General features: G+C 68.1%; 10 protein-coding genes and 3 pseudogenes. 7 read left to right on the top strand and 6 right to left on the bottom strand.

The features are described 5' to 3' along the window. Positions 1-15 precede the first annotated feature (15 nt). A complete protein-coding gene (locus RM779_RS08780; protein WP_311617106.1) occupies positions 16-1248 on the bottom strand; it encodes a sialidase family protein in 1233 nt (410 codons plus the stop codon). A 182-nt stretch (positions 1249-1430) separates the two neighbouring features. Here RM779_RS08780 and RM779_RS08775 point away from each other — a divergent pair, with 182 nt between their 5' ends. Continuing rightward, entirely contained in the window at positions 1431-2099 is a 669-nt protein-coding gene (locus RM779_RS08775; RefSeq protein ID WP_311617105.1) for a DNA polymerase ligase N-terminal domain-containing protein, read from the top strand. Between the two features lie 283 nt (positions 2100-2382). On the opposite strand, the gene RM779_RS08770 is transcribed toward RM779_RS08775, so the two are convergent. Further along, positions 2383-3615 (bottom strand): helix-turn-helix domain-containing protein, encoded by a 1233-nt coding sequence (locus RM779_RS08770; RefSeq protein ID WP_311617104.1) that lies wholly within the window; start codon positions 3613-3615, stop codon positions 2383-2385. Continuing rightward, complete coding sequence (locus RM779_RS08765; protein ID WP_311617103.1) at positions 3605-3919, bottom strand: putative quinol monooxygenase; 315 nt, start codon at positions 3917-3919, stop codon at positions 3605-3607. The genes RM779_RS08770 and RM779_RS08765 overlap by 11 nt, the downstream gene beginning before the upstream one ends. Before the next feature lie 938 nt (positions 3920-4857). Here RM779_RS08765 and RM779_RS08760 point away from each other — a divergent pair. The 5 genes and pseudogenes from RM779_RS08760 to RM779_RS08740 all read left to right on the top strand — a co-directional run. Continuing rightward, positions 4858-5190 carry a hypothetical protein gene (locus tag RM779_RS08760; RefSeq protein ID WP_311617102.1) on the top strand — a complete coding sequence of 111 codons (333 nt, stop codon included), beginning with the start codon at positions 4858-4860 and terminating at the stop codon, positions 5188-5190. A gap of 150 nt (positions 5191-5340) precedes the next feature. Further along, positions 5341-6090: pseudogene (locus RM779_RS08755) on the top strand (IS256 family transposase); the annotation flags it as partial. A gap of 34 nt (positions 6091-6124) precedes the next feature. After that, positions 6125-8215, top strand: a complete 2091-nt coding sequence (locus tag RM779_RS08750) for an ISAzo13 family transposase (RefSeq protein ID WP_311617101.1) — start codon at positions 6125-6127, stop codon at positions 8213-8215. A 10-nt stretch (positions 8216-8225) separates the two neighbouring features. After that, positions 8226-8685 (top strand): annotated as a pseudogene (locus RM779_RS08745) (transposase); the annotation flags it as partial. A gap of 97 nt (positions 8686-8782) precedes the next feature. Beyond that, positions 8783-9226: pseudogene (locus RM779_RS08740) on the top strand (helix-turn-helix domain-containing protein); the annotation flags it as partial. Between the two features lie 243 nt (positions 9227-9469). On the opposite strand, the gene RM779_RS08735 reads toward RM779_RS08740, so the two are convergent. Both RM779_RS08735 and RM779_RS08730 read right to left on the bottom strand, forming a co-directional pair. After that, positions 9470-10408 (bottom strand): restriction endonuclease, encoded by a 939-nt coding sequence (locus RM779_RS08735; protein WP_311617099.1) that lies wholly within the window; start codon positions 10406-10408, stop codon positions 9470-9472. Positions 10409-10692: 284 nt separating this feature from the next. Continuing rightward, positions 10693-11022 carry a hypothetical protein gene (locus tag RM779_RS08730; RefSeq protein ID WP_311617098.1) on the bottom strand — a complete coding sequence of 110 codons (330 nt, stop codon included), beginning with the start codon at positions 11020-11022 and terminating at the stop codon, positions 10693-10695. Positions 11023-11619: 597 nt separating this feature from the next. Between RM779_RS08730 and RM779_RS08725 the strand changes: the two genes are divergently transcribed. Beyond that, on the top strand, positions 11620-13059 hold the full coding sequence (locus tag RM779_RS08725) for an alpha-amylase (RefSeq protein ID WP_311617097.1): 1440 nt from the start codon (positions 11620-11622) through the stop codon (positions 13057-13059). Positions 13060-13093: 34 nt separating this feature from the next. Here RM779_RS08725 and RM779_RS08720 read toward each other — a convergent pair whose 3' ends face one another. Further along, complete coding sequence (locus RM779_RS08720) at positions 13094-13372, bottom strand: hypothetical protein (protein WP_311617096.1); 279 nt, start codon at positions 13370-13372, stop codon at positions 13094-13096. Positions 13373-13499: the final 127 nt, after the last annotated feature.

The raw sequence follows: 13499 nt of genomic DNA, 5'->3' as shown, positions 1-13499 counted from the left end.
CCGGCCCGTTCCCGGTCAGGGGCCGATCGGCCCGGTGGCGTAGTACGGCTTGCAGACGTCGCCGTCCCAGTCGGTCGCGATCTGGAGCACCCGGCTGCCGTCCGCGGAAGGCAGCAGCGGGGAGCTGTAGTTGGGGCAGAAGTTCGGCTCGGCGCCCGGCACCTGGACCGGCGCGGCGAAGTCCTGCCAGGGCCCCTCGCCATTCGCGGAGTTCACCAGCACCGTGGCGCCGTTGCCCGCCGCCGTGCTGCCGTCCCGGTTCAGCAGCATCTGACCGACCAGCAGAATCCGCCCGTCACCGCCGCCGTCGGGCGAGGGCGCCCACGCGATGGTGGGCGTGGCGCGGAAGTACCTGCCGTCCGCCGTCTCCGGCCGGAAGCCCAGGTGGGCCGGATCGCCCCAGTCCCAGCCGTCGGCCGAGGTCCGGTAGTGCACCACGCACTGGTACTGGCCGCCCGGGTTGCAGATCTCGTAGCTCATGAAGTAGGTGCCGTTGGGCAGTTGCCGCACCATCGGCATGCCGGGGCGGTCGGGCTGCCAGGTGCCGGCCACGGTGTCGTGGTGTCCGCTCCACGTCACGCCGTCGTAGGAGCGGGCGGCGGCCAGCTTCTGGCTGTGCCCCGGGTCGGTCTCGTCGGCGTAGTGGCAGACCAGCGCGCCGTCCGACGCGATGGAGAACTCCGGCTCCCACAGGCCGCCGGTGCCGTTCGCCGTGGCGCACGAGGAGAGGTAGGACCAGGTGCGGCCGACATCGTTGCTGCGCCAGATCCGCAGGCTCATGCGGCGGTCCGTCTCGTCCTGCCCGGCGGACGAGGCCCACAGCAGGGTGCCCGCGGGCAGTTCCCCGACGGGGCGCGGCAGTTCGTACAGGGTCGCGCAGCACAGGCCCTGACCCCCGGCGGAGTCCGGATCGGCGACGGCGCCGACCTGCCGGAACGTGGCACCGTCGTCGGTGCTCTCGTGGATGGCGCCCAGGCCGTTGTTCCCGTCGAAGGTGACGACGCTCGCGAGGACGCGGCCGTTGGCCTCGCCGTTGTGCGCCAGGCGGATCGCCCGCGGATACAGGCCGGTGTCGTCGCGCAGCGGGGTGCCGGTGGCGGCCGGTGCGGGGGCCCCGGCCACGGCGGACGCCGGTGCGGAGTCCGGCGCGGGCGCGGGGCCTGCGGCGGTCGCGGCGGGGGCGGTGAGGAGCGCGGCCACCAGGGCGCCGACGCACAGGATCGTCCGTCTCAGGGGAGTTCGGGGCATGGATGTCCTCCGGTCGTGGGGGTACGGGAGGTGCGAAAGGTTCCGGGTCGCACGTTTCCATCGATGTAAGAAGCTGGCGGCGCGCCCGTCAATGCCCGGGGAACGGTTTTCTGCGGGCCGCATGACCGCCGCCGCGGCGGCTGCGCATGCGCCCTTTGCCCCCGTCTGTCACGATGGGGAGGATGAACGGCAAACGCGCCAGGCGGAACGCAACCGGCGGCGGCAAGGACCGGCCGCTCACGGAGTACCACCGCAAACGCGACTTCTCGCGAACCGCGGAGCCGAGCGGCGGGGCCGCGGGCCGCGGCGGCGAGCCGCGCTTCGTCGTGCAGATCCACGACGCCAGCCGCATGCACTTCGACTTCCGCCTTGAGGCGGACGGCGTGCTCAAATCGTGGGCGATCCCCAAGGGCCCCTCGACCGACCCGAGCGACAAGCGGCTCGCAATGCCGACCGAGGACCACCCGCTGGACTACCGGGACTTCGAGGGCGTGATCGCCGAGGGCGAGTACGGTGCCGGGTCCGTGATCATCTGGGACGAGGGCACCTACCGCCCCGACCCCGGCGGGGGCCGCGCCGGGGACGAGCCCGTCCCCGTGGCCGAGTCGCTGCGGCGCGGGCACCTCTCGTTCCGGCTGAACGGTGCGAAGCTGCGCGGCGGTTACGCCCTCACCCGCTTCCGCGACGGGGACGCGGCCGGTCGCGGCGAGGCCTGGCTGCTCGTCAAACGCGGCGAGGGCGGCGCCGCACGGGAACGGGCCCGCGGCGGTACCCCCGACCCGACCCGCGCCAGATCCACGCGCACCGGCCGCACCGTCGGCCAGGTGGCAGCCGACGCCCGACCGGAATAACCCCCGCCACCCGCCGGTGGCGGGGAACGGAACGCAAGACGTGCTTCTCCCTTGTGCCGTGCCCCTCACAAGGCGCGATCGGTCACTCATAGGTGTCGGGCGCGTTCCACTCTTGGAGCGTTTGATGCCGGCGACGCACCCGACCTGAGTGGACTGCCTCCCGCTCAGGCCACTCGCGTTCCTGTGGCGGTGTCGCTCCCGCTCCGGCAGGTGTGCCCTCTGGTCCGGAGCGTTCGCATGCCCGCGGTGTTCTCACCGCCGGACGCAAGTGCTGGCTAGTACTTCAGCTACTGACCCGCTTTTCTTGCACGCCCAACTCGCTCGCCAGGGCACGAAGTTGATCCGACGGCAGCGAACTCATGGTCAGGAGATCGGCGACGAGCTGCTTGACGGCGGGCTTGGCGCGGAACATCTCCGGCAGGGTCCGGTGCACGTTCACCAGGGCGGTCACCGCTTCGTTGATCTGCCTGCGCTGGGTGTGTGCCCTGGCCAGGTCGATGCCGAAGCGTGCCTGCCGCTCCGGCGACAGGCCGGAGGGATCAACGGCCCCCGCCGCGCGGAGAGCGATGCCCGCGTCGCCGAGGTCGACGGCCACGGCGACCTCGTGGAGGGCGATGTTGGTGGGGCCGAACTCGGTGTTGTAGACGTTACGGCCTTCGCCGACACGTTCGGCCAGCTCCTTGGCGAGCCGCAGGTGCTCGTACGCCTCCTCGGCCTGGTTCAACCGGCCGGCGGCGAGGGCGCGTTGCAGTGTCAGCGCCCCGCGCAGGGCCACGGCCTCCAACTGCCCGGTCTCGGCCAGAGGTTCGAGCGCGTCGGCGGCGCTTCCGGAAACCTGGGCGGCCTGGCCGTAGTGGCGGGCGCCGATGAACACGATGGACAGGCGGAATTCTCCGGCCGCCATCAGCAGCGGGTCGTTCGCCCGCTCCGCGGCGACGACTGCGCGGTCCGCGGCGATCCAGGCCGTTTCCGGTTCGCCCAGGTTCGCCAGTGCGGCGCTGCACGTGTGGTACATCGACGCCAGGAGTCGGAACAGCCCGGCCCGTTCCTCCTCTGAGGCTCCGGCGCGGGTGGCGGATTCGAGCCGCGGGACCAGGCCCTCCAGCAACTCGGCCAGGTCCGCGTAGTTGCCTTCGTGGGTCAGCGACCAGGCCCGGTCCACCCCGGCCCGCAGCGCGGGAACGTCCGGAGTTTCGGGCTGCGCGAGGACTGCCTTCAGCGAATGGGCCGTGCTGAGTACCAGCCGCAGCCGTGACGCGCCCGGGGCCTCGCCCTCCACAACGGAGGCAACGATGGGTGCCTCGGCCGCCAGTTCCGCGACCGGCACGTCCAGGACTTCGGCGACCTTCTCCAGGACGGTCATCCTGTCGATGCGACGCACGCCCCGCTCGACCTGGGAGACCCAGGCTTCCGACCGGTCCAGCAGGCCCGCGAACTCCTTCTGCGACAGGCCCCGCCGCTTCCGGTGCCGGGCGATCTTGCGCCCGAGTGCCTTCTCGTACTCCTCACCGCTCAAGGTCGACGCCCTTGCCGGACATGAAGTCCAGACGGTCGACCTCGGTCGAGGCGAGGTACTGGTTCCGCTCGGCGAGGAAGTGGATCACGTAGTCCTGCGACTCGTGGGTCTCGAAGGCCGCGACGTCGCGATAGAGCTCGTAGAAGATCCGCTGGAGCGGTTGCCCGTCAACGCGGTGGACGGTGTAGATCACCGTTCCCGGCTCGTTCGCACGGATCTGCTCTCCCGTCCGTGCCACCAGGTCATCGAACGCGGCTGCCGCTGCCTCGTCCTTGCAGGTGAAGCGCACCATCAGTCCGAACATTCCGGTTCCTCTCTCGTCGGCGTCTGGGCTGGGCACCGCCCCTCAGCCACGCTAAGCGGCCAACGACCCGCACGAAAAGTGCGAGGGCGTACTTCCGTTGCGCGTACATTGGGTACGGTGCTAGTACTAAATCTACTACCTCGCGCGGCTCGCGTCAGCGCAATCGACCTCCCGATGCGAAAGCCGCAGGTCACGACGGACGGAGGAACGTAATGCCGACCCACCGCCGTACCTTTCCCGGGCTCCCGGGAGAGGCCAGCCGAGCACGCCACTGGGCCCGCGACGCCCTTGGCAGCCATCCCCGCCCGGCCGCGGTCTCGAACTCGTCACGGTCTGCGCCACCAAGGTCGACATCCACCACACCGAGAACCACGGCCATACGGTCACCGCCGAACTCGGCCCGCAGCCTGACCGCCGAGTCGTCCGCAACGGCCCTCGCACTCCGACGCGCCTACTGGTGCGAGGCCATAGCCCTCAATTCCACGACCGGCCACACGCACTGGCTCTGCGGTGGCTGCGAAGTCGCGCCATTCACACAGGAGACCAACTCGACGGCCCTGCCCTCACCGGCCGACAGCCCACCCGCTTACCCGGCACACCAGCATGGGGAGACGCACATGTCCAACCGTCCAGCGCGTCTGACGAGTCCGACAGCGACCACTACGAGCGTGGTCCCGTACATCACCCAGTGGAGCAGCGAACGCCCCGCAGCCGTACGGCTCGTGGAACGGCGCGGGCGCCTGGCCTACGCCGATGATCGCTCCTACGATCGTGACACCGGAGACGTCCTGTGGCGTCGTATCCCCTCCACCCCGGGGAGAGGTAGGCCCGAATTCGGCGCGGTCCACGCCCTCCGCCAACGTGTGGCGATGGCCGGCCTGCTCTGCCAGGTCTGCGGACAGCCAGCCGACCGCAACCACCGCGGTGTTCTATGGCTCATGGGCGAAGCACCCGACGCACCCGGCACCTGGCCCCAAGGACTGGAAACCACCCACCCACCGGTCTGCCAACCCTGCGCCTCGGTATCGGTCCGAGCCTGCCCCCACCTGAAACAGCGCTACGTCACCCTGCGCGTCCACTCCTGGGCCGCGGCCGGAGTCCACGGCGCCCTCTACCGTCCCGGACGCCAGGGCCCCATCCTCACCGACGCCGCAGGCATCCCCTTCGACGACCCCGCCATACAGTGGGTCATCGCCACCCAACTCGTCATGCGCCTCAACCACTTCACCCTAACCGACCCCACCACCGAAACGCTCTACGGGAGTGTCTAATCAACGGCGGATCTGCTGATCAAGGAGAGACGCCAAGTGAGCGAGACGACGACCGGGCAGGAGTCCGTGGAGGAGTCGGCCGGTGGTGGGGTGCCGTCGGCCGCGTCGGACGAGCAGCTCGTCGCGATGCTGGTTGACCGGGCTTGAAGCGAAGGGCTGCAGCTGACCGGTGAGGGCGGGCTGTTGCAGATGCTGACCAGGCGGGTGCTGGAGTCCGCCCTGGAGGGCGAGATCACTGACCACGTCGGCTATGAGAAGCACGACGCGACGGGCCGGGGCAGCGGCAACAGCCGTAACGGCACGCGTGCGAAGACCGTGCTGACCGATGTCGGCCCGGTCGAGGTGAGGGTGCCCCGCGATGTTGCCGGCACCTTCGAACCGCAGATCGTCAAGAAGCGGCAGCGCCGCCTGACCGGCGTAGACGAGATGGTGCTGTCCCTGTCGGCCAGGGGTCTCACCCACGGGGAGATCTCCGCGCACCTGGCCGAGGTCTACGGCGCCCAGGTGTCCAAGCAGACCATCTCCACGATCACGGACAAAGTGATGGACGGCATGGCCGAATGGCAGAACCGCCCGATCGACCCGGTTTACCCGGTTCTGTTCGTTGATGCGATCAACGTGAAGATCCGGGACGGGCAGGTCGCCAACCGGCCCATCTATGTGGTGATGGCCGTGACCGTGGACGGCACCCGCGACATCCTGGGCATCTGGGCCGGCGACGGCGGCGAGGGCGCCAAGTTCTGGCTACATGTGTTCACCGAGCTGAAGAACCGCGGCCTGGGTGATGTGCTGATGCTGGTCTGCGACGGGCTGAAGGGCCTGCCCGAGGCGGTGGAAACCGTCTGGCCTCGCACGATTGTTCAAACGTGCGTGGTTCACCGGAGCCGTACGGAAACAAGGTGTCGCTTCCCGCGGTGTTTCTCGTTGATCTGGTATGGCGTTTTCGGAGGGGGTGCACGGTCAACTTGCCGTGCGATTCCAGATGTTGCTGCCGCATCTGGACGAGCGGCAACGGCGTCTGCTGCTGGCGGCCGAGGCGAGGTTGCTGGGGCATGGCGGTGTCCGGGCCGTCGCACGGGTCTCGGGGGTGAGCGAGACCACGGTCCGCAGGGGCGTCTTCGAACTGGAGGCGGGCGAGGCCCCGCCGCCTGCGGGACGGACACGGAGACCGGGCGGGGGCCGCAAGCGTGCCGAGGAGGTCGATCCAGGCCTGGTGTCTGCGTTGATGGCGTTGGTCGAGCCGGACGAGCGGGGCGATCCGATGTCGCCGTTGCGGTGGACGACGAAGTCATTGCGGAATCTCGCTGACGAGCTGACGCGTCAGGGGCATCCGATCTCCGCGATGACGGTGGGTCGGCTGCTGAAGGACAGCGGCTTCAGCCTCCAGGCCCAGGCCAAAACGTTGGAGGGCGAACAGCATCCGGACCGGGACGCCCAGTTCCGCTATATCAACGAGCAGGTCAAGCAGCACCAGGCCGACGACGAGCCGGTCATCAGCGTAGACACGAAGAAGAAGGAGATGATCGGCCAGCTGCCCAACCCTGGTCGGCAGTGGCGTCCGAAGGGCGACCCGGTCAGGGTCGATGACCACAGCTTCTTCTCCGGGCCGACGGGCGAAGCAGCGATCCCATACGGCATCTACGATCTTTCGGCGGACGCCGGCTGGGTCAACGTCGGCACTGATCACGACACCTCGGTATTCGCGGTCGCCTCGATCCGCCGCTGGTGGCAGGCGAGGGGGCGACACGCTTATCCACAGGCGACGCGGCTGCTGATCACTGCGGACGCGGGCGGTTCCAACGGCTACCGCTACCGCGTCTGGAAGGCGGAGCTAGCCAAACTCGTCTCCGAGACCGGCCTGGCGATCACCGTCTGCCACTTCCCTCCCGGCACCTCAAAATGGAACAAGATCGAGCACCGGCTGTTCTCCCACATCACGATGAACTGGCGAGGCAGGCCGTTGACCAGCTATGACGTCGTTGTCCAGTCCATCGCTGCAACCCGGACCCGCAGCGGACTGCGAGTCGACGCGGAACTCGACACCGGCCGCTACCCCCTGGGCATCGCCATCAGCAAGGCCCAGATGAAGAGCCTGCCGATCGACTACCACGACACGCACGGCACCTGGAACTACACCGTCCGCCCCGACGCCGACGGCGCCCTGGGTGAGGGGACTGTCCGGAACACGGACCACTACCACGCGGCTCGCCGACGGGTGCTCGACCTGCTGTCCGAGCCGGCCCTGACCGGGATGAGCCGCGAGGAACTCGCGGCCCTGACCGGGAGGATCACGCCCGAGCTGAGCTCACTGCGTGAGGAGCGTCTGCACCGCAAGCGCGGTGGGCCGCGTCGCCACGGGGCCGGAGACAACAAGCGCCCGGTCCTGAGCCCCGCGGACCGCGTCCTGGTGAGTGTGATCTATCTCCGGCATGTGTGCTCACAGAACCTGCTCGCCGAGATGCTGGGCCTGTGCCAGCGCACCATCGGCCCGTCGATCAAGGAAGTCCGTCGGCTCCTTCAGGAAAACGGCATCTCCGTCACGCCCACCACCTTGTGCTTCTCAAACAGCAAGGAGATCGAGGACTTCGTACGCACTGAGGCCCCGGTCAGCGCCCGGGGACAGCTCACGCACCGCCTGGCCGACCCGTCCCTGACCGGGATGGACCGCACTAAACTCGCCGACCTCATCGACCAGCTCTCCGTGCGGCAGGCCGCCTTGATCGAGCGCCGTCGGCACCAGCAGCGGGGCGGGCCGCGCCAGCCCGGCACACGAGGAGGCGTCTTCCGCCAGAAGATCACCGATGCCGAACGCCTCCTGGCCGCCGTCCTTTATCAGCGCAAGCTCGGCACCCGACAAATCCTGGCTGACGCCTTCGGCGTCAGCCTGGGCACCCTCAACAACGCCCTCGCCGACGCCCAACCCGTCCTCCACGAAGCCGGGATCACGCTGCCACCTGCCCCAACCCGCTTCACCACCGGCGCCGAACTGCTGGCATCCGTCAGCAGCAACACGCCAGCAAGTTGATTCTTTACGGCTCCACCTGCTGCGGAACAGCTTCCGTTACGCGGCCCGCCAGGACTGGGACAAGGTCGCCAAAGCACTCAAGCCCGTCTACACCGCGCCCAGCGAGGACGCTGCCACCGAGCGCTTCCTGGACTTCCAGGAGGCATGGGGCCGGAAGTATCCAGCGATCGTGAAGCTGTGGTCCGACTCATGGGCCGAGTTCGTGCCCTTCCTCGCCTTCGACGTGGAGATCCGCAAGGTCGTCTGCTCGACGAACGCGATCGAGAGCGTCAACGCCCGCATACGCAAGGCCGTCCGGGCCCGCGGGCACTTCCCGAACGAGCAGGCCGCTCTCAAGTGCGTCTACATGGCGCTGATGGAGCCTGGACCCGACCGGGAAGGGCCGCAAGCGGTGGACCATGCGCTGGAAGGCGCCGCTGAACGCCTTCCAGATCGCCTTCGAGGGCCGTCTGACCCCGAGGAACAACTGACCACTCAACAACCAAGATCAGCCGTTAAGTTGACACCCCCGGGCTTGGATCGCTAAAGAGATCCGCATGTCGAGACCCCCCGCTCGACCGTGAGGCAATGCGGCGCTTCGCCGTGATGCGTCGCGTCGAGGAGATCGCCCGGGAGCGTCGCGACGTCCTGCCGCGACTTCGGGATGAGCTGGCTGGCGTACTTCATCTGGTACCGCCGCTACCAGGCCGAGGGCGTTGAGGGCCTGCGCAGCCGTTCCGAGGCAACCAGGGCCTCCCCGAACGCGACCCACGTCGAGGTCGTGAGAAAGATCGTCCGCCTGCGGCAGCACTGCCACTTCGGCCCCGAGGAGATCTCCATGTACCTCAGGCGGTACCACGACGTCACCATCAGCAAGTCCGGCGTCCGGCGCATCTTCTACCGCCTGGACATGGGCCGCCTGCCGGCCCGCAGCGCTACAAGCGCCACGACAAGCGGTGGAAGCGGTACGAGAAGCAGTTCCCCGGCCACCGTGTCCAGATCGACGTGAGGTTCATCGAGCCCCTCGCCTCTGCTTCCGTTTCCGCAAGGTGCGAGCGCCCCTTCAGACAGTGAAAGGGCGCCCGATGATGACCGACCTCGACAACTACTGACAACTGAGCAAGCAGGTCGGAGCCTTGATCAGCCAGGCGTCCACAGGCCATGCCCGCCGTCGATCAGTTTGGGTCATACGGCATGGGGGCACCGGTTATTCACAACGCGAACAGGTAACCGGCGGTGCCCCGCTGGGTCGTCGCTGTCATGCAAGCTGACCGACTACTCAGTCTCGGATATGATCTTTGCGACCGGCAGGAAGCAGTGTCCTGTCTCACTGGCATACCGCCGCTTCCGGCGCATTAGCTCCTCCAAGCGGATGCGCTGGTCCAGTACCGCCATGAAGTCAAGGCCATCCATCGTGATGAACGGCGTGCTGTAGCTGTATACCGCCAGGGCATCAGAGGTGAAGCCACTCATGCTGATGTACAAGCCCAGCGTATTCTTGCCCTTCCGCTCGATATTGGCCTTGAAGACGTCCAGTAGTGAGCGGCCGATGGCTTCCTTCCACCACTTGGCTTCCAAAACGTAGTGGTCCGTGTCAAAGGAAAACGCCCCGTCTATCTGCTCGTGGTCCAGGCTGTAGGATGCCCGTGGCTCTAGGTCGTACAAGGCAAACGACTCGTTGATGAAGCCCTCAAAATCACGGCCCCGCTGGTGGACATCCGTGGCTCCATGCATTGTGATGAAACGTTGTCTTAGATTCTCGTGGGCCTCCGCAAACGCTCGTCCATCCTGGTCCTTCTTCGCGCTTTCGGCGATACTGGCCGCGTGAGCCTCATGCTCAGCGATGACTTCTCGTTGCTTGGCCGTCCAGCGCTTCAACTCGGCTACTGTTGTTGTTGCTTTTGCCACCATGATCTCGCTGTCGGGTTGCGAGTTCAGATTCGGAAATGTCTTCATGCCGGCAATGTCGAGCATGAGTGCCACCGTCAGATCGAGGTATCGGGCTTCGTTGGCTCGCAGGAGATTGACCAACTGGCCCGATACTTCTCGTTTGGTGGCCGCGAAGTCCAGCCGCGCCAGCAGCTCGCTGTGATCCTTCAGCATGCCCCTGACGTACATCTCGAAGGGCTTCTTGTTCCAGAAGACCGCAGTCAGCGCCTCGACCAGAGCAAGGTAGGCGCTGGGGTTCATCGTCTTACGCGTGCTGGACTGCATCGTCCCCTCCTCAACCGGCCACCGTGACCAGACAGTGACTGACCACTCACGGTACCGCGCTACCGTCTGGCGATCTGCCTGTATGACAGTGGTGGAGGGATGCGGGACGGAGGCCCGTGCCAGATGTGCGCCAGATCGCGTGGGGAACCGCAGGGCGCGCCGGGAAACCAGTCGACCGCCCGCCAGGCGCCGACACCGCTCCGCCGCAGGTCAGTCCCGGAGCAGGCCCAGCTGCCCTTCGCTTCGCGGGCTGAGAACTCCAGGTGCAAGCACCGACGCTCTGTTCAGTGCGAGGGCGTGAAGCCAGCAGACTGGTCGAGGTGGAACGCAGAGCCCGGCGTCGTCGGAGTCCAACCCTTATGCAGGGCAAGCCGAACAGCCGCGGCAACACCAGACGGCAGCACTGGCTCAGCTTCGCGACCGATCCAATTGCTCGGATGCGGGTGGTCGGTGGTGACCACGAGCGTCGTGCCCGGGGTGTCCGCATGCTCGACCGCGAACGTGCACGGCGACCAGGCCAGCCCCTGGAAGTACGTCGGCCAGCCTCTCACTCGCCAACGGTAGGCCGTGCCGTCGACGACGATCCGTCGTGATCCTTTCCGGACCAGAGCCATGGCTCCCCTCCAACGGCGACGATGCTAGTGAGTCCGGCTCCGCGCTCCGTCTCCGTCTCATTTAGCGCCGTTCACTGCCCTTCAAAACGGGAGTCGGAACCGTCCGTGCACCGGCGGTCGGCCACCCATGAGCGCAGGTGCACGCCCGCGAACGACGCCCATCATCCCACCAACAGACTTCGAGAGCATGTTGGTGGGAATCGATGGCCAACGGTGACGTCGGCCGCGGAGCCCGGTTGCGGTACGGCAACCACCGTGGCCTCAGCCAACCGTTGGCAGGTCGGTGCTGCCTGATGGCCAGTCCGGCAGGTCTCCATGCTCAAGGTGACGACCGGTAGCGCCAGGGCCGCGGGCAACGCGCCGATGCCGTCCCCGAGATGGTTCGGAGCCGGTTGACCGTGGCGCTGCCGTGTCGTCGCGGCGGCCGCCCACGTGCCGCGCGGGGCGCCCTGATGTCCGGGTGGGGGCGCCGAACGTGTTCTGTGCGAACTGTTTACACGACTTCTTGGGGCTCATAGCATGCCGCAAGTTTCTGCAACTACTTGCAGAGGCGGCCGCTGGCGCGTGTGGCCTTCCGATTCAGCAGAAGGAGCCGTTGTGCGCAGGCACTTCCCCCCACGATTTACTCTGCACGGTAAACCCGCCCGGCGTTCGCTGCTCGGGCTTCCCGCCGCGGTGCTGCTCGCGGCCCTGCTGCCCGGCAGCGCGCTCGCCGCCTCCGACCCCGCCCCGCGGGCGGCGGGCAACGACGTGATCGCCAACCTCTGGTCCTGGAACTGGCCGTCGGTCGCCACCGAGTGCACCGATGTGCTCGGCCCGGCCGGGTACGCGGCGGTGTGGGTCGCGCCGCCCGCCGAGTCGTTCGCCCACCCCGACGGTGCCTGGTGGGACGTGTACCAGCCGTACAGCTACGAGTTGAGCGGCCGATTCGGCAGCGAGAGCGACTTCGCCGCCATGGCGCGTACCTGCAACGAGGCGGGCGTCGAGGTGTACACCGATGTCGTGATCAATCACACCGCGGCGCAGACCGGGACGAGTTACGGCGGCACGCAGCTCACGGACAAGTACGAGTCGGCCGTCTACGGCCGCGGCGAGTACAACGTGGACGTGTGCGACCGGGAGATCAGCAACTGGAACGACACCTGGGAGGTGCAGAACTGCGAACTGCTCGGCCTCCCGGACCTCAAGACGGGCGGCGAGGGCGTCCGGGCGAAGATCGCGGACTACCTCAACGCGCAGATAGCCCTGGGCGTCTCCGGCTTCCGGGTGGACGCCGCCAAGCACATACCGGCCCCGGACCTGGAGGCGATCGTCGGCGCGCTGAACCCGACGGCCGACGGATCGGCCCCGTTCGTCTTCCACGAGGTCTTCCCCGGCGCCACCCCCACCCCGGAGGAGTACTTCGGCAGCGGCGACGTCCTCGACTTCGGCTACGCCGACCAGCTCAAGGCGGCGTTCCAGGGGGACATCGCGCAGCTGGCGGACTTCGGTCCCGGCCTGCTGCCCGCGGAGAACTCGGTCTCGTTCGTCACCAACCACGACACCGAGCGGGACGGCCGCCACCTCAGCTACCGCGACGGTGACACCGCGGTCCTGGCGAACGTCTTCCAACTGGCCTGGAACCACGCGGCGCCGACCGTCTACGCGGGCTTCGAGTACAACGGCAGGGACGACGCGCCGCCCTCCGACGCCGATGGCTTCGTCACCGCCACCGACTGCGACAACGGCTGGTACTGCCTCGACCGCGACCCGCGGATCACGGGCATGGTCGGCTGGCGCAACGCGGTCGGCGACGCCGAGGTGACCGACTGGCAGTCTCCGCAGGGCAATGTCATCGGGTTCGGCCGCGGTGACGGCTTCGTCGCGATCAACAATGGCTCCGCCGCGGTCAGTTCGCAGTTCAGCACCCAGCTGCCCGACGGGACCTACTGCAACGTCCTCGACGACTGCGCGACCGAGGTGACCGTATCCGGCGGCCTGGCGGCCCTGGACCTCCCCGCGAAGTCCGCGGTCGCCTTCCACGCCGGTACCGCCTGACCGGTGCGGGGCACCGGACGCCGGGGGGCGCGGGTCAGTGGCCGTGGCCGCTGCCGTGCCCCCCGGCGCCGCTCGTGGCGACGGTGAACTGGGCGGTGTGGACCGCCCCTTCGTGCTGGAGGCCGCCGGGCGCCGCGGGGGGCCGCGGCTCCGCCTCGCGGTCCGCGTGGCCGTCCGTGTGGGCCGGGGGGTCCGTGTGGGCCGGCTCCTCGTCCTCGCCGATCGGGCCGACGGCACTGCCGACGCCGAAGGCGGCGCCGAACATCAGGGTGAGTCCGGCTCCGAAGGAGCCGACCTTGGCGGAGGTCTTCATCGTCCCGTCCCGTCCCGTGCGGTGTCGTGTCGTGTCGGCGGGCACGCACCGGCGAAGGGGTGCGCCCGAGCATGATGATATACCCCCAGGGGGTATTAGTCGAACGGTCGGGCCCGCTGCGGGACTG

Source organism: Streptomyces johnsoniae (assembly GCF_031845565.1).
Lineage (GTDB): Bacteria > Actinomycetota > Actinomycetes > Streptomycetales > Streptomycetaceae > Streptomyces > Streptomyces johnsoniae.
The sequence above is the reverse complement of the archived record's forward strand: the minus strand, read 5'-3'. Positions and strand labels throughout refer to the sequence as shown.

What these genes read in the sequence shown, in the direction of transcription:
- RM779_RS08775 (WP_311617105.1), top strand. Translation starts at nt 1,431, where the DNA reads ATGAACGGCAAACGCGCCAGGCGGAACGCAACCGGCGGCGGCAAGGAC.
- RM779_RS08750 (WP_311617101.1), top strand. Translation starts at nt 6,125, where the DNA reads ATGGCGTTTTCGGAGGGGGTGCACGGTCAACTTGCCGTGCGATTCCAG.
- RM779_RS08780 (WP_311617106.1), bottom strand. Translation starts at nt 1,248, where the DNA reads ATGCCCCGAACTCCCCTGAGACGGACGATCCTGTGCGTCGGCGCCCTG.
- RM779_RS08760 (WP_311617102.1), top strand. Translation starts at nt 4,858, where the DNA reads ATGGGCGAAGCACCCGACGCACCCGGCACCTGGCCCCAAGGACTGGAA.
- RM779_RS08765 (WP_311617103.1), bottom strand. Translation starts at nt 3,919, where the DNA reads ATGTTCGGACTGATGGTGCGCTTCACCTGCAAGGACGAGGCAGCGGCA.
- RM779_RS08735 (WP_311617099.1), bottom strand. Translation starts at nt 10,408, where the DNA reads ATGCAGTCCAGCACGCGTAAGACGATGAACCCCAGCGCCTACCTTGCT.
- RM779_RS08730 (WP_311617098.1), bottom strand. Translation starts at nt 11,022, where the DNA reads ATGGCTCTGGTCCGGAAAGGATCACGACGGATCGTCGTCGACGGCACG.
- RM779_RS08720 (WP_311617096.1), bottom strand. Translation starts at nt 13,372, where the DNA reads ATGAAGACCTCCGCCAAGGTCGGCTCCTTCGGAGCCGGACTCACCCTG.